Here is a 20,801-nt window from a genome sequence, read left to right on the forward strand (position 1 = left end):
GGATCGATGGTGACGACCCAGGCCCTCAACCTGCCCACCGACCGCAGCGGCCAGCCCTTGGTGCTGGAGGCCGCGCGCCGTGAGCTGGAGGGCCTCGGCCCCCAGGAGCAGCTGGGCTGGGCCCTCGACACCTTCGGTGACGGCTTCGCGATCACCACCAGCTTCGGCATCCAGTCCGCCGTGCTCCTGCACATGGTGAGTGAACTGGGCCGGCGGACCGGCAGCGCCGTGCCCGTGATCTGGGTGGATACCGGATACCTGCCCCCGGAGACCTACCAGTACGCCGAGCAGCTCTCCGCCCTGTTGGGCGTCGAGCCCCATGTCGCCCAGGCCAGGCTCAGCCCCGCACGGATGGAGGCCCTGCATGGCCGGCTCTGGGAGACCGGCAAGGTGGAACATCTGGAGCTCTACCACCGCATCCGCAAGGTGGAGCCGCTCGACCGGGCCCTGCGCGACCTGCGCGTGACCTGCTGGGCCAGTGGGGTGCGTGGCTCCCAGACCGACCATCGCCGCGCCATGCCCGTGCTGGAAGCGGTACGGGACCGCTGGGCCCTGCGCCCCCTGCTCAGCTGGACCAACCGCGACGTCTATTACTACATGGACGAGCACCAGCTGCCCCAGCATCCCCTCTTCGCCCAGGGGTACTCCACCGTCGGCGACTGGCATTCCAGTGGTCCCGACGACGGGACGCTCAATGGACGCGCCACCCGTTTCGGCGGGCTCAAGCAGGAGTGCGGCATCCATCTGCCGGGCCTGATGGGTGAAGGCATCTGAGGGGCCCGAGCCGGCGGGTCGCTGGCTGCTGATCGGCAACAGCCGCTGGCACTGGGCCGAGGGGGGAGCCGAGCGGCTGCGCTGCTGGAGTGAACCACCACCGGCTGCAACCCCACCCAAGGCCCCGCCTCCAGCCCCGCCTCCCTCCGGAGCCGGCATGGCCGATCCGATCACGGGCTGGATCACGGCCTGGGCCGCCGTGGGCCCCGGGGTCGCCGCCAGCGGCCTCGATCCCAGGACCCGCCTGACCCTGGAGCACGTTCCCCTGGGCAATCTGCCCCCCTGGCTGGGCATCGATCGGGCTCTGGTGGGCTGGCAGGCCTGGTCCGACAGCCAGGGGCCCGTGCTGGTGGCGGATGCCGGCACCGCCCTGAGCCTGACCCGGGTGGACGGGGCCGGACGTTTCGCCGGGGGGCGGCTGCTGGCGGGGGCGGCCCTGCAGTGGCGAGCCCTGGCGGAGGGCACCGTCGGTCTCCCCGCCATCCCGCTGAACGGCCCCCTGGACGGCGAGCCCTGGCCGGAGCGCACCGCCGAGGCGCTCCGGACCGGGGTGCTTCGCGGGCTGGCCGCGGCCGTGCAGGCGGCCTGGCAGGAGGCCCTTCAGGTGGATCGGCGGTGTGGGCTCTGGATCACCGGGGGGGACGGTCCGGCCCTGGGGGCCCTGCTGGGCCAACCCTGCGACGGCCAGCTGGCCCTGCGGGCCCTGGCTGGGCTCAGGCCAGAGCGAGGTCGCTGAGGATCGTGTCGGCCATCGACTCGGCCTTCACCGTGGTGTAGATCCGCTCGAGCCTGCCTGCCGCATCCACCACGAAGGTGTGGCGCATCATCCCCATGTACTCGCGACCCATGAACTTCTTGAGGCCGTAGCTCCCGTAGGCGCTGGCCACCGGGCAGGGCTCGGCGTCGGTGAGCAGGGTGAAGGGCAGGTCGTACTTGGCGATGAACTTGGCGTGGCTGGCGCCGCCGTCCTTGCTGATGCCGAGCACCCGGATGCCGTGGCGGGTGAAGGCGTCCCACTGGTCGCGGAAGTTGCAGGCCTCCTTGGTGCAGCCTGGCGTGTCGTCCTTGGGATAGAAGTAGATGACCACCCGCTGGCCCTGCAGGTCCGACAGGTTGACGGGATGCCCATCCTGGTCGGGAAGGCTGAAGTCAGGGGCGGGGTCGCCGATCTGCAGAGCCATGACGTCCTGTCGCAACACCTGGCGGAGCCTACGGGTTGCTGCGCCCCCCCGCCGCAACGGCAGTCACGCCTGAGACGCGGGAGATTCGCGAGTCCCACACAGTGGCCGTCTCAGGGATAGACGCGATCGGGAAGTTCAGGGCAGGATGCGGAAGAAAGTCTGGCGATTTGGTTTCGATTTGTTGACACGACTTGCCTGTTCAGGGTCATGGTGCACCCGATGGCTACTTTGAGATTGAAGTGAACTTCAATTCCCGTGATCAAGCGCCTGCTGGCCGGCCTGTTCGTTGGTGCGGCTCTCTCCTCGACCGCCCTGCCCGCCTCGGCTGCCGTCGATAACGACCTCCCCGTCCGTTGGAACAGTGGTGGTGCCGTGTGGTCCACCAACCAGGGTGCCTTCGACACCTTCCTCGAATCGGGCGCCGTGACCGATCGTGGCCTTCAGGGTGGCCTCAACGGCTCCGGCTGGACGGCCGACGAGGTGCGTGAAGGGATGAACAAGACCTACGACGTCGATCTGACGGGTGTTACCCGCTTCCTCTACTCCGACGAGGGCGTCAAGTTTCTCAAGAACCAGTCCTCCAGCTATTTCCCCTACTGGAGCATGAACACCTACGCCGTTCAGGCGCTGCGTTCGGCCATCATCATGGATGCCCGGGATGGCCAGATCTCCTCAGCCGGGATCATGGCGGCCCTCCCCACCGACATGCGCCTGGCGGATTTCTGCAACACCTACACCGGTGCCCAGAACGTCTGCGCCGAGGGGCGCTGCCAGGGCGACGCTCAGTGCACCTCGCTCCTCTCCTGGTACGTCTTCCTGCCCGCCTGCATCCAGGCCAATCAGATGAGCGATCCCGTGGCTGAGGTCCGCTCCGCCCCGGCCCCGGCCCCGATGGCCCAGCCCGAGGTCATCCGCGGACTCTGGTGAGCGGCACGGTTCCGCCAGCCTCCAGCCCCGGGGAATCCCGGGGCTTTTTTCATGCCCTGCCGGAGCCTCCAGGCCCCCCTGGCCCAGCCGTGACGGGCACGGCTCAGCTCCGGAGCAGGGTGTGCCTCACCGGCAGGGGAAACTGCTGCCCGCTCCGTGCCCGGAGCAGTTCGGCCACGGCGGCCACGGCCCCATCGCCTGGCGAGGCAGCTCCAGCCTCGCCCAGCTCCTGCCGGTAGCGGCTGGCCGGATTCAGCCAGCGCTCCAGCAGGGCCCCATCCAGGGTCATCTGCAGGAGCTCCGTCCACTCGTCCGGCCCCGACGCGGAGCCCTCCCCCACCGGGGGCAGCAACCGCTGCACCGCCCGCAACGGTGCTTCGCGGCGCTGCAGCGCCGCACGCTCGGCCTCCGCCACGGCGTTCAGCGCCTCGGGGGGTGGCAGCGGGCCGCCCCAGGCCTGCTGCAGGGCCCCGGCCGGCCCCAGCTGCGGATGGCTGAACAGCAGCCGCCACTGACCGTGCGGGCTCAACAGCGGCACCAGCGCCGCGATCCACGCCGCCACGGCCCGTTCCGGCAGACCCCGCCAGGGATGGCGCGCCGCGATCCACTCGAACCGTCCGCTGCCCTCCTCGCCAAGGGCGGCCAGCAGGCTGGAGGGCTCGTGCGGGGGGACCACCAGAATCTCGGGCCGCCGCAGGGTGTCGAGAACCTCCAGCTGGGCGGCCAGCCGGTCCCGCTCCGCCGGACTGGCGACCGTGACCACCACCCCACCCTCCGGCGTGGCCTCCAGGGGGTCCAGGGCCCAGAGCAGAGACTGGGCCTCCAGCACCAGGACGCGGTCGTGGCGCTGCCAGCGGGCGCCAGCCCACAGGCGCTGACGCAGCTGATCGAGCCGGGCTCCCTCGGCGACGGCCTGGCGCTGCAGCCAGCGCTCCAGCTGGGGATCGTCCGGGCTGCCGCTGAGAATCTCCCCCTGCTCGGCGGCGGTCTCGGCGGCGGCCGCCAGCTGGGCGGCCCGGCGTTGCTGCAGTCGGGTGCGCAGCTGCCCTTCCCAGCCCAGCGCTCCGGGCTGCCAGAACACTTCCCCCTGCAGGCTGGCCGGCAGGTACTGCTGGGCCACCCAGTGCTCGGCGTAGGCATGGGGGTAGCGGTAGCCGACACCGTCGCCGAAGGCCTTGCCATCACGGCTGGCATCGCGCAGGTGCGAGGGCACCTGCTGCCGGCTGGCCTGGTGCACGGTCCTGAGGGCGTCGAAGAACCCCAGCACGCTGTTGCTCTTCTCGGCTCCCGCCAGGTAGAGCGTGGCCTGGGCCAGCGGGTAGAGGCCCTCCGGCAGCCCGACCCGCTCGAAGGCGGCCGCACAGGCCTCCACCACCACGATGGCCTGGGGGTCGGCCAGGCCGATGTCTTCGCCGGCGGCGATCAGCATCCGTCGGAAGATGAAGCGGGGGTTCTCGCCGGCCTCCACCATCCGGGCCAGCCAGAACAGGGCGGCATCGGGGTCGCTGCCCCGCAGCGATTTGATGAAGGCACTGATCGTGTCGAAGTGGGCGTCCCCCTGCTTGTCGTAGAGCACGGCCCGCTGCTGGATCGACTCCTCGGCGATGGCCAGATCGATGTGGATCACCCCGGCGCTATCGGGGTCGCTGGTCTCCACGGCCAGTTCCAGGGCATTCAGCAGGCTGCGGGCGTCACCCCCTGCCACATCCACCAGGTGGTCGGCCGCCTCGGCCGCCATCTGGACCTGCCGCTCCCCGTAACCCCAGGCGCGATCCGTCAGGGCCCGCTCCAGCAGCTGGTGGAGGTGGTGCGTTTCCAGAGGCTGCAGCCGGAACAGCCTGGAGCGGCTCACCAGGGCCTTGTTGACTTCGAAGTAAGGGTTTTCGGTGGTGGCGCCGATCAGGGTGACCGTGCCGTTCTCCACCCAGGGAAGCAGGGCATCCTGCTGGGCGGCATTGAACCGGTGCACCTCGTCGATGAACAGCAGGGTGCGCAGACCGTGGTGATCGAGGCGCTGCCTGGCCTCCTCCACGGCGATGCGCAGGTCCTTCACCCCCGCCAGCACGGCGTTCAGGCTCGTGAAGTGCGCTCGGGTGCTGCCGGCGATGATGCGCGCCAGGGTGGTCTTGCCCGTGCCGGGGGGGCCGTGCAGGATCAGGTTGCCCACCCGGTCCGCCGCGATGGCCCGGCGCAGGAGCCGACCTGGACCCAGGATCGCCTCCTGCCCCACGAAATCCTCGAGGCTGCGTGGCCGCAGCCGATCGGCCAGGGGGGCCTGGGCCTGGCGCCGCTGCTCTCCGTGATGGCTGAACAGATCGGCCAAGGGTTGGCTCCGCCGTCGCCCGTTGTGGACGATCCTGATGCCTTCCTCAGCCCGTGGCGTTCGGAGAAGCCAGCCCCCAGACTGCGCGGAGCGAAACGGGAACTCCGTGCTGAATCAGCACAAGGCCATGGCAGGGGCGGTCCTCACCCTGGTGGGTGGGGGGGTGCTCCTGTCCGCCTGCGCCAAGATGCCGCCGCCCCTGCCTCGGGTGGTGTCGGTGAGCACCGCTCCGGTGGAGACCGCGTCCTTCCAGGACATCGTCGACACGATCGGCACCCTCGAGGCGCTGGAGGAGGTGTCCCTGGCCACCCGCACTGCGGGCCGGATCGACCGCCTGCTGGTGCGGGAGGGCCAGCTGGTGACCAAGGGCCAGTTGCTGCTCCAGCTCGATCAGACCCAGCAGCGGGCGGATCTGGCGAGCACCCGGGAGGGGCGCGACAACGTGTGCATCGACTTCCGCCGCTTCGATTTCCTCGCGGCCAAGGGCGCGGCCAGCGTGCTGCAGCGCGACAGTTTCCGGGCCCGGTGCCTGCAGGCCAACCAGGATGTGAAGGCCCGGGAGGCCGATCTGGCCTTCAGCAACCTCCGGGCTCCCATCGCCGGTGTGGTCGGTGACCTCACGGTGAAGCAGGGGGATGTGGTCCAGGCCGGTTCCCCCTTCACCAAGGTGATCCGCAACGATCGCCTGCTGATGCGCATCGACATTCCGGCGGTTCATTCCGAGCGGGTTCGTCTGGGCCAGCCCGTCACCGTGCGCAAGCCGGATGCCAGCGGCACCCTGGCCAGGGGAACCATCGATTTCGTCGACCCCAACGTCACGCCCGACAGTCAGGGACTGCTGGTGAAGGCGGAATTGCCCAACCCCAACGGCCTGCTGCGCACCGGACTGCGGCTTCAGAGCGTGGTCGAGCTCGATCGCCGGACCCTGCCGGCCGTGCCGTTCGCCGCCGTGACCCAGACCTCGGGACAGAGCTTCGTGTACCGACTGGGCACCCTGGAGGAGCTGCGCCGTCAGCCGGGCAAGGCGCCCCTGGAGCAGCTGAGTCTGCTGCCGGCGGGCACCCGCTTCGCCCTGCAGACCCCGGTGAAGCTCGGTCCGCTCCAGAACAACCGCTACGCCGTTCTGGAGGGGATCTCTCCCGGCAGCCAGGTGATCACCACCAACCTGCTGAACCTTCGGCACGGCACGGCGGTGAAGGTCAACTGAGTCTGTTCCAAGCACCTGCCGGCCCCGTCCAACTCCGCCTGTGTCTCCTTCCAACAAGTTCATCGTCAGGCCTGTGCTCACCACGGTGTGCAGCCTGATCATTGTGATTGCAGGGTTGATCTCGATTCCCCTGCTCCCGGTTGAGAACCTGCCGGATATCGCCCCACCCACGGTCAACGTGAGTGCGCTCTATGGCGGCGCCGATGCCATCACGGTGGAGCAGGGCGTCACGAACGTTCTGGAGCAGCAGATCAACGGTGTGGAGAATATGGATTACATCACGTCCAGCAGCTCGGCTGATGGGCGTAGTGAAATCACTGTGTCGTTTGCGAGCGGCACCGATGGCGATATCAATCAGGTCAATGTCCAGAACAGGGTTTCCCTCGCCAACCCCTCCCTGCCGGACGAGGTGAGACAGGCCGGGGTGGTGGTGAACAAGGCTTCGAACAATATTCTCCTGGTTTACAACTTTGTCAGTGAGGATCCCGAGAAGGTCACCTATTCGGCTGAAACGATCAGCGGCCTGCTCGATCAGAACCTCACCGATGCCATCAAGCGGGTGCCCGGGGTGGGCGATCTCACCTATTTCGGCGAACGCAAGTTGGCCTTTCGCCTCTGGCTCGATCCCGACAAGCTCGCCGCGTTCTCGCTCAGCTCCAATGATGTGGTGTCGGCCCTGACCAGCCAGAATCGCCTGGTCCCGGCGGGTCAGGTGGGTGGGGAACCGGCTCCTGAGGGGCAGCAGTTCACCTTCACCGTGCAGCTGCAGGGGCGACTGGTCAGTGAAGAGGAGTTCAACGATCTGATCATCCGCAACACTCCCGAGGGCAGCATCGTGCGCCTGCGGGATGTGGGCAAGGCCTCGCTGGGGGGGGAGAACTATGCCCTCAGTGCCACGGACATCCGGGGGGTGCCCTCGGTCGGCATGGCCGTGTATCAGCTCAGTGGCACCAATGCTCTGGAGACCTCAAAAGGCATCAAGAAGGTGCTCGACGACTTTCAGGCCGTCATGCCCGTGGGTCTGAAGATGGAGAAGATCTACGACAGCACCGACTTCATCAATGCCTCCATCAAGGGGGTGCTCGGTTCCCTGCGGGACGCCGTGATGCTGGTGGTGCTGATCCTGTTTCTGTTTCTCCAGGACTGGAAGGCCACCCTGGTGCCTGGCATCGCCATTCCGGTGGCCCTCGTCGGCACCTTTGCCCTGGTCAATGCGTTCGGCTTCTCCCTCAACCAGCTCACCCTGTTCGGGCTGATTCTGGCCACGGGCCTGGTGGTGGATGACGCGATCACGGTGATTGAAGACACCTCCAGCAAGAAGGCCGAGGGCCTCACGGCGGTGGAGGCCGCCAGCGGCACCATGGATGAGCTGTTCAGCGCCGTGATCGCCACCTCGGTGGTGTTGTTTGCCGTGTTTCTGCCGGTGCTCTTCTTCCCTGGGGCCACCGGCACGATCTACAAGCAGTTCGCCGCCACCATCATCTTTTCCGTGGCCATTTCCACCTTCAACGCGCTGACCTTCTCGCCGATGCTGTCAGCCCTGCTGCTGGCCAATCAGAGCGAACCCCCCTCGCGCCGCACCTATGCCATCGCCGGAGGCGCGATCGGTTTCGTCTATGGCGTGCTGTCGGCAGGCAGTGGAGTGGTCGGCACCCTCATGGCCGTGGCGATCGGGCTGTTGGTGGGGTATGGGGCGAAGTTGGTCACGGGGCTTCCCCTGCGTCTGCCCTTTGTGATCGGTGGTGCCGTCAGCGGCCTGCTGCTGGCGGGCGTGGAACGCCCGATCCCCGTGCTCCTGTTCACCGCCCTCGGGATTGCCGCCGGGTGGTTCACGCCGCTGATCTTTCGCCGCTTCAATACCTTCTACGGCCGGTTGGAGGGGGGCTATCACGGCCTGTTGGAGTGGGTGCTCCGCCACAGAGCCCTTGTGATGGCGGTGCTGGCCGGGGGCATCCTGCTGACCGGCGTGGCCTTCAGTGCCATCCCCGGGGGGTTTGTGCCCATCGAGGATCAGGGGTATGCCCTCGGCATCGTTCAGGCGCCGGATGGCGGATCGATTCAGGTGACCCAACGGATCAACGACAAGGTGGGCGCCATCCTCAGGGACGAGAAGGACATCACCGCGGCATCCTTGTTCAGCGGAGCCAGCTTCGATGGCAACGCACCGAACAAGGGGCTCTTCTTCTTCGGTACCCGTCACTGGGATGACCGTGCATCACGGGACCAGGAGGTGGGCGCGATCGTGCAGCGCCTCAACCGACGTTTCGCCTCGGAGATCCAGGAGGCCCGGGTGGTGGTGATCGAGCCTCCGGCCATCCCTGGCTATGGGCAGTCGGGCGGCTTCGAGTTCCAGCTGCTCGATCGCAGTGGCGGCCGCTATGACCTGCCGGAATTCTTCGAGTCTTCCGGGCAGATCATCCGCGCGGCCAACACCGATCCGCTGTTCGGCCGCACCCCGCCGGTGCGCACGCAGTTCTCCCCGTCGGCCCCCCAGCTGGCGATCGACGTGGACCGGGATCGGCTGGCCTCTCTGGGCGTGGATTTCGGTGCCGCGATGCGTTCCTTCAGCATCAACTTCGGTGGTCTCTACGTGAACGACACGTTCCAGGAAGGCAAGGTGAGGCGCGTTTTTGTGCAAGCTGACGAGTCCAGCCGAGCCACACCTGAGCGCCTCAAGGCTCTTTACGTCAGCAACAGCAAGGGCGATCAGATCCCGCTCTCGGAGTTCTTCAGCGTGCGGTCGATCGAAGGCCCCAATGTGGTGCCCCACTTCAATCTCTACCGCTCGATCAAGATCGAGGGAGAACCAGCTGCGGGCAACAGTTCCGGCCAGGCCATCAACGCCATGCGCCGGATTTTCGAGGCCCAGTCGATCCAGGGCCTGGGCTTCGACTGGACCGGCATCTCCCGCGAGGAGGTCAAGGCCGGCTCCCTGGCCGTGGTGATCTTCGCTCTCGGCATCCTGGTGGTCTACATGGTGCTGGCCGCCCAGTACGAGAGCTACGCCGACCCGCTGATCATCCTGATGACGGTGCCCACCGCCATGCTGGGCGCCCTGGTGTTCCTCGGGATCCGGGGTGAGGTGCTCAACATCTATGCCCAGGTTGGTCTGGTGATGCTGATCGGTCTGGCCGCCAAGAACGGCATCCTCATCGTCGATCTGGCCAACCAGCGCATGGCGGCCGGGGCCACTGCCATCGAGGCCGCCCGGGAGGCGGCCCGCTCGCGCCTGCGGCCGATCATCATGACGGCCATCTCCTCCCTGTTCGGCTTCCTGCCGCTGGTCCTGGCCAGCGGCGCCGGCGCCCGCAGCCAGGCTTCCCTGGGCACCGTGGTGTTCGGGGGCCTGCTGGTGGCCACCGTGCTTTCGCTGCTGGTGGTGCCGGTGTTCTATGTGGTGGTCAAGTCCCTGATGGGTGGCAAGGCTGAAGTGGCGACCCCCGGCCCTGAATCGGCAGGGGGGTGAGTGCTGATCACTTTCCTGCCTCGGCTCCTGCCCACCATCTGCACGTCTTCGCCATGACAGCCCCCGGTCCCCAGCAGGAGTCGCAACCACCCTCCCCCAGGCCGATGAACGGGCGCAAGGTGGTGCTCGCGCTGCTCGTCGGCCTGGCGATCGGCTGGTGCATCGGCATCTTCCTCGAGTCGATCGTCGCCAACACCCCCAATGACATCGATCCGGTCGAGCTGCGCTGGTTGCGCCGCCTGGTGGCCGCAGCAGGTGGGCTCTGCGGCTTGGCGATCGAGGCGATGCGGCAGTTGCAGGCCTCGAATCCCGATCCGGCCTATCACCGCCGCAGCCGCCTGAAGCGCTGAGTCCGGCCGGGGAGGACAGGCCCGGTGGTGGTCGTTAGGTTGGCTCCGAAGGATGCCCGTGCTGGCCCCCAGGATGGTCCCTCCCGCTCCCGCCCTCGCCCCTGAGAGATCCGGCTGGTTCACCGGGCTGTTCCGCCAGGTCCTCCCGGCGCTGCTGGCCGCGGCCGGCTGCGGCGGGAGCGGCCTCGCCGTCACCGGCTGCACCGCGGCCCGCCAGCCCCAGGCCCATCGTCCTGCCCTCGACGTTCAGGTGGCGAGCCTCGAGGAGGCAACCTTCACGCCGTCGATCGAGGTGATCAGCCGGGTCTCCTCCACGGCTGATGTGGCCCTGCGCCCGGAGGCGGATGGACGGGTCGTGAAGATTCTGGCCCGCGAGGGCCAGGCGGTGACGGCCGGTCAGCCGATCCTCGTCCTCGACAACGTGCAGGAGGCCGCGGCCCTCGATGCCAGCCAGGCAGAGGCCCGCAAGGATCACGTCAATGCCCAGCGCTACATCTTTCTGAACCAGCAGGGCGCTGTTTCCACCAAGGATCGCGACTTCTACGTCACCCAGGCCATCGAGAGCCGTGACAGGGCCCGGGCCAAGGCTGCGGACCTCGGTTACAAGGTCGTGCGGGCCCCGATCCAGGGGTTCATCGGAGACCTCGACACCGTCAAGCTCGGCGACTACGTGCGCCAGGGCCAGGCCATCACCGGCATTGTCGACAACACGGCTCTCTGGACCCTGATGGATGTGCCGGCGACGCAGGCCGGCCAGGTGAGGCTGGGCCAGCCGGTGGCCCTGCGCTCCCTGGGCGATCCGCCCGTCAGCGGCACGGGCAAGGTGGTGTTCATCTCCCCCTATTACGGCCTCAGCGGCGACAGTTCGGCCCCGAACACGGTGTTGGTGAAGGCTGAGTTTCCGAACCTGACGGGCCAGCTCAAGACCGGTCAGTTCGTCAGCAACCGGATTCTCACGGGGTCCAGCCGCCAGCTCTCCGTGCCGGTGGAGGCCGTGATGCTGCAGGCCCAGCAACCGTTCGTCTATCGGGTTGTGCCGCTGCGCTCGGTCCTGGCGAATGCCCGCGCCGCCGAGCAGATCTCCGCTGCCCAGAAGGCCAGACTCGCCGAACTCCCGCCGGCCACCCCCATCGTGGTTCAGTCCCCCGTGAGGTTGGGCCGGCTGGAGGGCAACCGCTATCCGTTGCTCTCGGGACTCCAGCCGGGCGACCAGGTGGTGATCAGCAACACGGCCCTGCTGCGCAACGGCATGCCGGTGAAGGTCGCCCCACCGGGGACCTGAGGCCCCATGTCGCTCTCCGATCCATTCATCAGGCGGCCGGTTCTCACCGCGGTCTGCAGCATCCTGATCGTGCTGGCCGGGCTGATCGCCATCCCGACCCTGCCGATCGAGAACCTGCCCAACATTGCACCGCCCCAGATCCAGGTGACGGCCACCTACGGCGGGGCCAACTCCCTGGTCACCGAGCAGGCGGTGACGAACGTCCTGGAGCAGCAGATCAATGGTGTGCCTGGCTCGGCCTACATCGCCTCGCTGACGAGCAACACCGGCACGAGCACGGTCAACGTGTTCTTTGAGCAGGACACGGACATCAACATCGATCAGGTGAATGTGCAGAACCGGGTCTCCCTGGCGATGCCCCAGCTGCCCAGCCAGGTGTCGAGCACCGGTGTCTCGGTGAAGCAGACGACGCCCTCCATCCTGCTGGCGTATCAGCTCTCTTCAGCGCAGGGAGACTTTGATGCGGCCTACCTCAATGGGCTCATCTTCCAGAAGCTCTATTACCAGCTGGAGCGGATCCCTGGGGTGGCCCAGGTCAGCCTGTTCGGGGGCAGCAATCCCGCCTTCTGGCTGTTCGTGGATCCGCTGCGCCTGACGGCGAACCAGCTCAGTGCCGATCAGGTGGTGTCGGCGATCCAGAGCCAGAACACCGTGGCCGTCGGTGGGCTGGTGGGAGGTCCGCCGGCGGCGGGCGATCAGCGCTACACCTATCCGATTCTTGTGGAGAACAATGGCAATCTGGTCTCCGTTGAACAGCTGAACCGACTGATCATCGGCCGCTCTCCCCAGGGCAATCTGCTGCGCCTGGAGGATGTCGGTGAGGCGAGGTACGGCTTCAACTCCTTCACCACCCAGGGGGTCGACATCGCGGGCCACCCGGCCATCACCATCGGCGTCTACCAGACACCGGAGAGCAATGCCCTGCAGGTGTCCAAGGCGGTGGTGGCGCTGATGGATGACTTCGTCAGCCAGCTGCCTCCCGGGGTCAGCCTCAACCAGATCTACAACATCGGCCAGTTCATCGAATCGGCAGTCGACGGTGTGATTGATGCCCTCGGCCTGGCCATCGTGCTGGTGCTGGTGATCCTGTTTCTGTTTCTGCAGGACTGGCGCACCACGGTGGTGCCCACCCTGGCCATCCCGATCTCCCTGGTCGGCACCTTTGCCTTCGTGAAGGTCTTCGGCTTCTCGATCAACCAGCTCACCCTGCTGGGACTGGTGCTGGCCACCGGCCTGGTGGTCGATGACGCGATCGTGGTGATCGAAGCCGTCGCCAAGAATCTCGAACGGGGGATGCCTCCTCGCCAGGCCGCTCTGGCGTGCATGGGTGAGCTGACCGGGGCCCTGATCGCCACGGCGCTGGTGCTGATGGCGGTGTTCGTCCCGGTGGCGTTCTATCCCGGCGGCATCGGCATCATCTACCGCCAGTTCGCTCTCACGATCGCCTTCTCGATCGCGATCTCCGCCTTCAACGCCCTCACCTTCTCGCCCATGCTGGCGGCCCTCGTGCTCCGCACCGAGCCGCCGCCGCCGCCGAAGGGTTGGCGCTGGAGTGTCGCCGGCGTTGTGGTGGGCCTGGCCTTTGGCCGCTTCAGCGCCGCATCCTTCGGCGTCGGGGCCTACCTCGGCGGGGTGCTGGCGTTCGGCCTTGCCGGCAGTCAGCTCGGTGCCATCTTCGAGCGCTTCAATCGCGGTTTCGGCTGGTTGCAGCAGACCTACGCCCGCCTGATCCGGCGGCTGATCGCCTGGCGCCGCTGGATCCTGGCCGGCCTGACCGGCGGCATCGTGCTGACGGCCATCGCCTTTGCCGCCCTGCCGACGGCCTTCATTCCCCAGGAAGATCAGGGCTACGGTCTGGGCATCTATCAGCTCCAGAACGGAGCCTCCCTGACCCAGACCGCAGCGCTCGGGCAGCAGATCGCGGCGGTGCTCCGCCAGGACAAGGACATCACCACCGCCGGCATCATCAGCGGTTCGGGGTTCAACGGCAGCAGTCCGGATCAGGGGGTGTTCTTCTTCGGGCTTCGCCCCCTGGCCGAACGCTCCGGCGTGGAGCACCGCACCCCCGCCATCGTGCAACGGCTGAACCGGGAACTCTCCACCCTGAGCGGCGGCATGGCTGTGGCGGCCCAGCCCCCCGCCATCCCCGGATTCTCCGCCCAGGGGGGCTTCTATTTCCAGTTCAATGACCTCAGCGGTGGGGCGCTCAGCTTCAACCAGCTGAATGATCTGGCCGGGAAGCTGGTCGCCTCCGGCCAGGCGAGTGGCGAGTTCTCCACCCTCTACACCCAGTTCATCCCCAGTGCTCCGGCGTTCGGCCTCAAGATCGACCGTTCGGTCATGGGTGCCCTCAACATCGACTTCAGAGAGGCGATGCAGACCATCGCGGTGCTGGCGGGGGGCAACTATTCCGGCCTCACCTATGAGAGCGGCCAGGTGCGCAACATCTATGTGCAGGCCGAGCCCAAGGGACGGGACACCCTGGATGACGTGCTGGCCTACTACGTGCGCAACCGCGATGGTGAGCTCGTTCAGGTCGCATCCTTTGCCCGTGCGGAGCTCAGCAGTGCACCGCCGGTGATCAGCCACTACAACCTGTACCGCACGATCCTGGTGCAGGGAGCCGAGGCCGCCGGCAGGAGTTCCGGGCAGGCCCTGAGTGCGATCCAGCGGATCTTCCGCAGCCTCGACTTCAACACCATCGGCGATGCCTTCACAGGCATCGCGGCGCTTCAGCTGTCTGCGGGCAGTGCCAGCGTGCTGGTGTTCGGCCTGGGGGTGCTGGTCGTGTATCTGGTGCTGGCGGCCCAGTACGAGAGCACAGTCACGCCGCTGGTGATCCTGCTGACCGTGCCGCTGGCCATGCTGGGGGCCCTGGTGTTTCTCGCCCTCCGGTCGATCGATCTCAACATCTATGCCCAGGTGGGCCTGGTCACCCTGATCGGTCTGGCGGCCAAGAACGGCATCCTGATCGTGGAGGTGGCGGAACAGCACCTCCGGGATGGCATGGCTGTGGTGGAGGCGGCCACCGCCGCGGCCGAATCCCGGTTGCGGCCCATCCTGATGACGGCGATGGCGGCCCTGGCCGGCTTCCTGCCCCTGGTGCTGGCCAGCACCGCCGGGGCCAACAGCCAGCAGTCCCTCGGGACGGTGATCTTCGGTGGCTTGCTCGTGGCCACCGTGCTCTCGCTCGGGGTGGTGCCACCCATCTACGTGCTCGTCAAAGGCCTGGAGGCCCGCTGGCTCCCCGAGCGTGCGGAAGTGGGCTGATCAGGTGATCGCTGTGGGATCCGGTGATCACCCTGGGATCAGGTGATCACCGTGGGCCGCTCCATGCCGGTGCGGCTGCGGATCTCGGCCAGCCCATCGATCGCGGTGATCAGATCGGCCAGCGCGGCCTGGGGATCCTGGTTGAGGTTGCCGGTGGGGGTGACATAGCGCTCGAGATAGACCCGCAGGGTCGCCCCCTGGGTGCCGGTGCCGGAGAGACGCAGCACCACGCGGCTGCCGTCATCGAGGAGCAGGCGCAGCCCCTGGCCGCTGCTGACCGAAGCGTCGATCGGGTCGGTGTAGGCGAAGTCGTCGGCCAGCCGGATCGTGCGGCCGGCGAAGCCCTGGCCGACCAGGGCCGGCAGCATGCCCCGGACCCGCCCGTAGAGCTCCCGGGCGGCGTCGCTGGCGATGGCTTCGTAGTCGTGGCGCGAGTAGTAGTGCCGGCCGAAGCGTCCCCAGTGCTCCGCCATGATCCGGGCCACCGAACAGCGGCGCCGGGCCAGGATCTGCAGCCAGAACAGCACGGCCCAGAGACCATCCTTTTCGCGGATGTGGTTGCTGCCGGTGCCGAAGCTCTCCTCGCCACAGAGGGTGATCCGCCCGGCATCGAGCAGGTTGCCGAAGAATTTCCAGCCGGTGGGCGTCTCGTAGCAGGCGATGCCCAGCTCCTTGGCCACCACATCGGCGGCCGCGCTGGTGGGCATGGAGCGGGCCACGCCGACCAGCCCATCGGCATAGCCCGGCGCCAGGGTGGCGTTGGCCGTGAGCACGGCCAGGCTGTCGCTGGGATTCACGAAGCAGCCCGTGCCCAGCACCATGTTGCGGTCCCCGTCTCCGTCACAGGCCGCCCCGAAGCGGTAGGCATCGCCGCTGAGCAGCAGGTCCGCCAGCTCGTGGGCATAGGTCAGGTTGGGGTCAGGGTGACCACCGCCGAAGTCCTCGAGCGGGATCCCGTTGCGGACGGTGCCCGCCGGGGCGCCGAGCAGCTGTTCGAAGATCCGCTGGGCGTAGGGACCGGTGACCGCATGCATGGCGTCGAAGGCCATGGGGAAGTCGTCCTGGAGCAGCCCGGCGATGGCGTCGAAATCGAACAGGCGCTGCATCAACGCCACATAGTCCTCGACGCCATCGATCACCTCCACCACCAGGGAGCCCAGGCTCCAGCTGCCGGGGGCCTCCAGCCGGCGGGCCGCCCCGTCCGAATCACCGGCATCACCTTCCGGTTCGGCAATGCGGTAGCCCTCCAGCCCCTGGGTCACCGCGTAGATCGCGTCGGTGATCGACTCGGGGGCGGGTCCGCCGTTGGCGCCGTTCACCTTGACGCCGAAGTCCCCCTCCGGACCGCCCGGATTGTGGCTGGCCGAGAGGATGATGCCACCGATGGCCTGCCGCTGGCGGATCAGGTGGGACGTGGCCGGGGTGGACAGAATCCCTCCCGTGGTGGTGATGATCCTGCCCACGCCATGGGCGGCGGCCATGCGGCAGATCACCTCGATGGCCTGGCGGTTGCCATAGCGCCCATCGCCCCCGACCACCAGGGTTCCCCCCACCACGCCCGGCAGCACCCGGAAGATCGCCTCGATGAAGCTCTCGAGGTAATCCGGGGTCTGGAACTGGCGGGAGCTCTTGCGCAGCCCCGAGGTGCCCGGTTTCTGGTCGCTGAACGGCTGGCTCAGAGAAACCTGCCGAACGTTCATGGCCATGGGGCTGCGCATCCCGGGGGCACCAAGCTAGCCCTCGTCCCAGGGGCACCCCCTCCGCAGAGGCCGCCCGGTGGGCAAGCCAGGGCAGGCTGGCTAGCTTCGATGCAGCATCCCAGCTTCGTCTTGATCACCCGCTCCCTCCCTCTGGCTCTGCTTCTGGTGGTCCTGGGCGCTCCCGGGGTGGAGGCCGCCATCATGGGCGGCCCCAAGGCCAGGCCCTACGGCGAGTCGGTGGAGCGCACCCGCAAGGCTGCCGAGGCGGTGCTCGGCAGGCGTGGCACCGAGACCTGCCTTCGCGGCAAGCTCACCAATGCCCTGCTGGGCCTCTCGGCCAGCTGCGCCGCCTCCGGTGAGCGCAACGGCCTGTGCAACCTGGCGGACACGGCGGTCGTCCAGATGGGCTGGTCCCTGGAGTTCATGGATGCGACCGCCCGGGACCTGCTGCAGCTGATGTCCGCTGCTCCGGCGGCCGCCGAGAGGGCGGCGGCGGAGCGCTGATCGTTGCCCCGCTCCGGTCCGATCCGCGGGCCCTTCCGCCTCCAGGCGTTCCTGTTTTCAGGACGGCCTCTTCACGACCCCGGCACCAGACCGAAACCGCCCGGCCTGCGCTTGTCTCCGGAGGGGGACGCGGAGCCGGGTTTCACGGGTGTGGTCTGACGGCGGCAGAAGCGGACCATGTCGTTGGCGGCATCGGTCAGCGCGTCCCGCCGGGCAAAGTCATTGCGGCTCGCCACCACGGCCTGTTGGCCGATCGTCCAGAGGGCGTCCTTGCAGCTGCCGCTCAGCAGGGGATTGTCGAGCATGGGGTCGGCGGTGGTCCGGGACTTGTCGCAGTCCTCGCGGCGGTTGTCCCGTCCGCAGGCAATGGTGTCGAGTTGCAGCCTTCGCAGCAGCTCCTCGCTGGGGTACTGCGGCTCCTTGGCGATCACCACCGCCGGTGCGGACACGGCGAGGCCGCCGAGGCTGGCCAACATCAGGAGAGGCAGGGCGACGTGGCGTTGCATGGGAACCATGGAGGGGCCGGACGTCTCTCCATCATTGCGGTAGCGGCTCCACCGCTGCGCTCCTGGCGAGAGAGAACCCACGGCACGCCCGTCAGCCCCCCAGGGGCCCGGTGCCCTGGCGAAGCTGGTGCTGGCTGTGACGCCAGTGGGCAGCCAGGGCGGGGGCCAGCCATGGTGCGGCGGCGATCAGCCCCCGGCGCAGCCAGGCGTGCCGGCGCAGCAGCAGGCCGCGGCTGGTTTCCCGGGCCTGGAGGCGCTGCACGGTGACCACTTCGGGACGCCGCCGGGCTTCGATGCGGGCCAGGACGGCATCGATGGCCTCAGGATCCATGGCCTCAGCATCCGGGGCCTCAGCATCCGGGGCCTGCTGGAGCACCTCCAGCAGCAGTTGACCCGCCAGCCAGGCATCCCGCAGGGCGAGGTTGATGCCCTGGGCCCGCACGGGACTCATCGGGTGGGCTGCATCACCGAGCAGCAACAGGCCGGGACACCACCAGCGCTCGGCCAGCCCCACGCTCACCTGCAGGCGCACCGGATCCGGCATGTCCCCCGAGTGCTGTCGCAGCCACAGGGCCAGCTCCGGGGGGGACTGGCCGGCCAGGCGTTCCAGCCAGCCAGTCCCCGCGCCGGCGTCACCAAGGCCGCCCCCCTCCGGCACCCAGCCCAGCTGCATCGCCCCGCTGGCGCTGGCGAAGGCACTGAAGATTCCCTGCTCACCCACCGCGGTCAGGAAGTCGCCGCCCAATGGGTCGGGCCCCTGGGCCGGCAGCCGGAACCACAGCACGCCGATCTCTCCGCCGCCTGGGGCGAGGGCGAGGCCGGCCTGCTGCCGCAGCGTGGAGTGGCGGCCGTCGCAGCCCACCACGAGTTCAGCCCGGAGCTCGCTGCCGTCGGCCAGCTGGACCCCCACGATCCGTTGAGCCTGCCGGCAGAGACCGTTGACGCGATGCCCCAGCAGCACGGTGGCCGAGGGATGGCGCTGCAGTTCCAGCAGCAGGGCCTGCAGCAGGGCTGGCTGGCTCACCAGGGTGCAGGCGGGTTCGCCCGGACCTTCCAGTGGCTCGGCGATCCGGAACAGGTCCCCGCCATCGAGCACGAACCGCCATCCGGCCAGGGCGCGATGGGGCAGGCTCTCCACCAAGGTGGTCAGCCCCATGGCCTCCAGGGCGGCCAGGCCGTGGGGCATCAGCGCCTCACCGCGGAACTGGCGATCCATCCGCGTGCTGGCTTCGATCAGGGTGACGCGGACACCCCGGCGGGCGAGGAGCAGGGCCAGGCCGGCCCCGGCCGGACCGGCTCCCACGATCAGCACGGTGGCCGCGGCAGCGGCGCGGGGGGGCGTGGACGCTGCGATCAGAGGAACGCGTTGTAGTTGCGGTTGATCAGGCTCTCGCTCTCGCTCTGTCCCATCAGCTGGCTCTTCTTGGTGAGCAGGTAATCGACCAGCTCCTGCTGCACCTCCAGCAGTTCGCGGGTGCATCCGCGGAAGGCGGCCCTGTGACGGATCTCGTCGTGCCGGGTGTTCAGGTCGCGCAGCATCAACTGGATGGCATCCAGGGTGGCCGATTCAGTCGGGGAGGCGGATCGCGAGTCCATCGGCACCACGCCTTGGCAGCGTTGATCCTAGGTGGCGGCATCGATGGGGCCCTTGGCGGGGGCGGGTCGGAGCCGCCCACTGCCACAGCGGAGCCGCTGGCGCTCCTGCTTGCGTGCCAGCCGGGCCGTGATGCCGAGCTCCGCCCCCTTCCACAGCCGGTCGATCTCGCCGGTGAAGTGGGCGGCCACCAGGGGGGAGTCGATCACCAGCAGGGTCTCGTCGTTCTGGTGCGCCGCGCTCGGACTCCAGTTGAACGATCCGGTGATGACGCGCCTGTGGTCCAGCACGGCCATCTTGTGATGGAGCTTGTCCCCCCCCGCCAGCCGCGGTGTGCCGACCCCCTCGAGCGGCTGCTTTAGGGGAGCATTGCCGGCCTCCAGGCCGCAGCGGTGGTCGGGCAGCGCCACACCCAGCAGATCCAGCACCTCGCTGAAGGACCGGGTGGCGAAACCAGGGTCGGCGAGCAGCCGGACTGTCCCGCCCCGCTGCTGCAGTGCGCCCAGGGCCTCGGCCAGCCGCTGGTCCGAGAACACGAAGAGCGCCAGATCCGCCTGCGCGTGGGTCTGCTCCAGCAGGCTGCGGAGCAGGGCCAGCCCATGGTTGGGGTCGCTGCGGCGATGGGGAGCGAACAGCACCCCGACGGAGGTCCCGCCGATCCGCACCGTCTTCAGTCCGGGGTTGTGCTTGGCCAGCCCGAAGCGGCTGTCGCTGGCCCCGCCGGGCCCATCCCCCCAGAGCCGCGCGAACTCCTCGATGAACAAGGCCGCCAGCTCCGGGCTGGTGAGCCGCAGCAGGTGGTTGACGTTGCCCCGGCTGCGCGGATCGTCGGGATCGCCGTGGATGCCGGACGCGGTGAAATTGGCCGATCCCGTCACCACCACCCGGCGGTCGATGACGACGAACTTGTGGTGCATCAGGCCGCTGCCGGCGCTGCCGTCCGCGGTGTCATCGAGCATCGGGACGCCACCGGCCCGCAGGATCGCCACCGCATCGCCCCAACCCAGCGCCTGCAGCTGGGCCTGCCGGTGGCGTTGGTGGGGGGCCAGATCGGCCGGATGGGCCTCGGACCACGGGGCGCTGTAGGTGTTTTCAAGCACCACCTGAACCCGGAGCCCCTGCCGATGGCGTGCCACTAGCGCCTCCGCGACCCTGGGAAGGGAGAGCTCCTGAACGGCCACCAGGATTTCCTCCCGGGCCGCGTTGATGCTCTCGAGCAGGAAGGCCTCGAGGTCATCGCCCTGACGCCACTGCCCGTCGATCGGGCTGCGGTAGCGCGGGCCGAGCCGGTGGTTGAAGGCCAGCTCGATCCCCGCCGGCAGCGGCAGCGGCCGCGGTCCCTGCCCGAGCAGCTGAGCCGTGGCGCTGCACCCCTGCACAAGGCCGGCAAGAAGAACGGCACCCAGCAGGCTCGGCCCACCCAGCAGGCGCGGCCGAATCCGGTGGCCAGGGCCGGCGGACAGAGGCTGGACTCCCACGGGCGGCTGACACGCACTGTCTGGAGTGTTGCCGCAGCCCGGCCGACTCAGTCGTGGCTGGGCATCTCAGCCGTGCGCAACATCAGCACGAACCAGAGGGTGCCCACCACGACAGCCGTCAGCACCGCGGCAGGCAGGCCGACCCAGCGGAGCACGAGGGGCACCACCAGCGGGAAGGCGAGGGCACCGGCCAGGGGGGTGATGGCAACGAGGCGTCGCATCGTGACAGGTGGCGAAGC

General features: G+C 68.4%; 17 protein-coding genes. 9 read left to right on the forward strand and 8 right to left on the reverse strand.

Translation table 11 applies throughout. From position 1 onward, the window contains the following. Positions 1–6 precede the first annotated feature (6 nt). Positions 7–774, forward strand: a complete 768-nt coding sequence (locus ACLD7X_RS05210; protein ID WP_411422440.1) for a phosphoadenylyl-sulfate reductase — start codon at positions 7–9, stop codon at positions 772–774. Then, positions 761–1,510 (forward strand): type III pantothenate kinase, encoded by a 750-nt coding sequence (locus ACLD7X_RS05215; RefSeq protein ID WP_411422441.1) that lies wholly within the window; start codon positions 761–763, stop codon positions 1,508–1,510. Before ACLD7X_RS05210 ends, ACLD7X_RS05215 begins: the two co-directional genes overlap by 14 nt. Here ACLD7X_RS05215 and bcp read toward each other — a convergent pair. After that, entirely contained in the window at positions 1,488–1,955 is a 468-nt protein-coding gene (gene bcp / locus ACLD7X_RS05220; RefSeq protein ID WP_411422442.1) for a thioredoxin-dependent thiol peroxidase, read from the reverse strand. The two genes, ACLD7X_RS05215 and bcp, sit on opposite strands and share 23 nt — an antisense overlap. 255 nt (positions 1,956–2,210) lie before the next feature. Here bcp and ACLD7X_RS05225 point away from each other — a divergent pair, with 255 nt between their 5' ends. After that, positions 2,211–2,882 (forward strand): alpha/beta hydrolase, encoded by a 672-nt coding sequence (locus ACLD7X_RS05225; RefSeq protein WP_411422443.1) that lies wholly within the window; start codon positions 2,211–2,213, stop codon positions 2,880–2,882. Positions 2,883–2,985: 103 nt separating this feature from the next. Here ACLD7X_RS05225 and ACLD7X_RS05230 read toward each other — a convergent pair whose 3' ends face one another. Next, positions 2,986–5,205, reverse strand: coding sequence for an AAA family ATPase (locus tag ACLD7X_RS05230; protein ID WP_411422444.1), 2,220 nt, complete (start codon positions 5,203–5,205; stop codon positions 2,986–2,988). A gap of 127 nt (positions 5,206–5,332) precedes the next feature. On the opposite strand from ACLD7X_RS05230, the gene ACLD7X_RS05235 reads away from it, so the two are divergent. From ACLD7X_RS05235 to ACLD7X_RS05255, 5 genes are all read left to right on the forward strand, one after another. Beyond that, on the forward strand, positions 5,333–6,412 hold the full coding sequence (locus ACLD7X_RS05235; RefSeq protein ID WP_425625097.1) for an efflux RND transporter periplasmic adaptor subunit: 1,080 nt from the start codon (positions 5,333–5,335) through the stop codon (positions 6,410–6,412). A 40-nt stretch (positions 6,413–6,452) separates the two neighbouring features. Continuing rightward, positions 6,453–9,878: an efflux RND transporter permease subunit gene (locus tag ACLD7X_RS05240; RefSeq protein ID WP_411422446.1), complete on the forward strand. Its 3,426-nt coding sequence runs from the start codon at positions 6,453–6,455 to the stop codon at positions 9,876–9,878. A gap of 53 nt (positions 9,879–9,931) precedes the next feature. Beyond that, positions 9,932–10,228: a hypothetical protein gene (locus ACLD7X_RS05245; RefSeq protein ID WP_412006975.1), complete on the forward strand. Its 297-nt coding sequence runs from the start codon at positions 9,932–9,934 to the stop codon at positions 10,226–10,228. 73 nt (positions 10,229–10,301) lie between these two features. Continuing rightward, a complete protein-coding gene (locus ACLD7X_RS05250; RefSeq protein WP_412006976.1) occupies positions 10,302–11,510 on the forward strand; it encodes an efflux RND transporter periplasmic adaptor subunit in 1,209 nt (402 codons plus the stop codon). Positions 11,511–11,516: 6 nt separating this feature from the next. After that, a complete protein-coding gene (locus ACLD7X_RS05255) occupies positions 11,517–14,780 on the forward strand; it encodes an efflux RND transporter permease subunit (protein WP_411422449.1) in 3,264 nt (1,087 codons plus the stop codon). A 38-nt stretch (positions 14,781–14,818) separates the two neighbouring features. Here ACLD7X_RS05255 and ACLD7X_RS05260 read toward each other — a convergent pair whose 3' ends face one another. Continuing rightward, positions 14,819–16,480 (reverse strand): alpha-D-glucose phosphate-specific phosphoglucomutase, encoded by a 1,662-nt coding sequence (locus ACLD7X_RS05260; protein WP_411422494.1) that lies wholly within the window; start codon positions 16,478–16,480, stop codon positions 14,819–14,821. A 129-nt stretch (positions 16,481–16,609) separates the two neighbouring features. Here ACLD7X_RS05260 and ACLD7X_RS05265 point away from each other — a divergent pair, with 129 nt between their 5' ends. Then, positions 16,610–16,984 (forward strand): hypothetical protein, encoded by a 375-nt coding sequence (locus ACLD7X_RS05265; RefSeq protein ID WP_412006977.1) that lies wholly within the window; start codon positions 16,610–16,612, stop codon positions 16,982–16,984. Positions 16,985–17,055: 71 nt separating this feature from the next. On the opposite strand, the gene ACLD7X_RS05270 is transcribed toward ACLD7X_RS05265, so the two are convergent. From ACLD7X_RS05270 to ACLD7X_RS05290, 5 genes are all read right to left on the reverse strand, one after another. Continuing rightward, on the reverse strand, positions 17,056–17,499 hold the full coding sequence (locus tag ACLD7X_RS05270) for a hypothetical protein (protein ID WP_412006978.1): 444 nt from the start codon (positions 17,497–17,499) through the stop codon (positions 17,056–17,058). Positions 17,500–17,581: 82 nt separating this feature from the next. Continuing rightward, a complete protein-coding gene (locus ACLD7X_RS05275; protein ID WP_411422452.1) occupies positions 17,582–18,802 on the reverse strand; it encodes an FAD-dependent monooxygenase in 1,221 nt (406 codons plus the stop codon). A gap of 41 nt (positions 18,803–18,843) precedes the next feature. Next, positions 18,844–19,086 (reverse strand): hypothetical protein, encoded by a 243-nt coding sequence (locus ACLD7X_RS05280; protein WP_412006979.1) that lies wholly within the window; start codon positions 19,084–19,086, stop codon positions 18,844–18,846. A 27-nt stretch (positions 19,087–19,113) separates the two neighbouring features. Continuing rightward, complete coding sequence (locus ACLD7X_RS05285) at positions 19,114–20,562, reverse strand: phospholipase D-like domain-containing protein (RefSeq protein WP_411422454.1); 1,449 nt, start codon at positions 20,560–20,562, stop codon at positions 19,114–19,116. A gap of 47 nt (positions 20,563–20,609) precedes the next feature. Beyond that, positions 20,610–20,783, reverse strand: a complete 174-nt coding sequence (locus tag ACLD7X_RS05290; RefSeq protein ID WP_411422455.1) for a hypothetical protein — start codon at positions 20,781–20,783, stop codon at positions 20,610–20,612. Positions 20,784–20,801 lie beyond the last annotated feature (18 nt).

The organism is Aphanothece microscopica RSMan92, from assembly GCF_046613545.2.
GTDB lineage: Bacteria > Cyanobacteriota > Cyanobacteriia > PCC-6307 > Cyanobiaceae > NIES-981.